The organism is Halomonas sp. (assembly GCF_041689495.1).
Classification (GTDB): domain Bacteria; phylum Pseudomonadota; class Gammaproteobacteria; order Pseudomonadales; family Halomonadaceae; genus Halomonas.
In genome coordinates this window covers 1-1209 of the sequence record NZ_JBDNGD010000343.1, presented here as the reverse complement: position 1 = coordinate 1209, position 1209 = coordinate 1, and the positions used below count along the sequence as shown (strand labels likewise).

Annotated in this window: 1 protein-coding gene and 1 pseudogene; both read right to left on the bottom strand. The window is 64.4% G+C overall.

The window, feature by feature from the left end:
- Positions 1-768 (bottom strand): folylpolyglutamate synthase/dihydrofolate synthase family protein (locus ACESMD_RS10920; protein ID WP_372613060.1); only part of this gene is annotated, 768 nt, incomplete at its 3' end.
- 11 nt (positions 769-779) lie between these two features.
- Positions 780-1209: pseudogene (locus tag ACESMD_RS10915) on the bottom strand (acetyl-CoA carboxylase carboxyl transferase subunit beta); the annotation flags it as partial.

Below are 1209 nucleotides of genomic sequence, written 5' to 3'. Positions count from 1 at the left end.
GCTATTTCCAGCCTGCTTTCCCTCGAAAGACGTAGTTCCCCAACCTGTCCAACACCATTCCGGGCCCTCCCCCTCACGCCCGAAGGCCTCCCCAAGGGCAAAGACGGGTGCCTCGAGCCGGGCCGCCACAGCCCTGACACTGGCCGGCAGCACCGTGCTGCCCAGCACCACCGGACGGCCCGAGCGCAGGATACCGGCTTTCTCACGCCCGAGAGTCTCGAGATCGTCACCGAGAAAGTCGCCATGATCCCTGGCAATGGTCGTGACGACGGCCACATCCGAGTCGATGACATTGACGGCATCGAGCCGACCTCCGAGACCCACCTCGAGGATCGCCAGTTCGGGTAACTGGCGGGCGATGGCCCAGAGGGCGCCCAGGGTCCCCACTTCGAAATAGGTCAAGCTGACAGGGTCGCCGGCCAGGCGCGCCGACTCGACGGCCTCGAAGCCGGTGATCAGCGTTGCATCATCGACCTCCTCACCATCCAGCCGCAGGCGCTCGTTGTAGCGAAGCAGATGAGGGGAGGTATAGGCAGCAGTAGAGAGCCCATGGGCCCGGGCCACCGATTCGATAATGGCCACGGTAGAACCCTTGCCATTGGTCCCCGACACGGTGATCACACGGCAGGCGAGAGGCGCATCCAGTAGCCCCATGCGGGCGGCCACCTCGGCGACCCGTGCCAGCTCCAGCTCGATACCCACCGGATGCGCGGCTTCCAGGCGTGCCAACCAGGCATCGAGGGTGCTGGGCAGGGATGCCTCACGCATGCCGGTAGCGATCAGCGTGGCGAGTCGTCGTGATCATCGCGATTCCCTTCCTCGACAAACGACTCCTCGGCCCGGATGTCATCGGACGAGGGAGCATCGATGACATCCGCCTGTTCGGCGATATCCACCAGGTCGGGTTCCACGAGGGCATCCTTGGCCGGTCCGTTGGAGGGCTGGTGGGTGAGCTTGCGCAGGATGCCCCCCAGGCGATGACACATGTCATGACGGTGGACGAGCATGTCCACGGTGCCATGCTCGAGCAGGAACTCGCTTCGCTGGAAGCCTTCGGGAAGTTGCTCCCGGACCGTCTGTTCGATGACTCGCGGCCCGGCGAAGCCGATCAAGGCATTGGGCTCGGCAACGTTGATATCACCGAGCATGGCCAGTGACGCCGACACCCCACCGAACACCGGATCGGTCAGCACCGAGACATAGGGAATG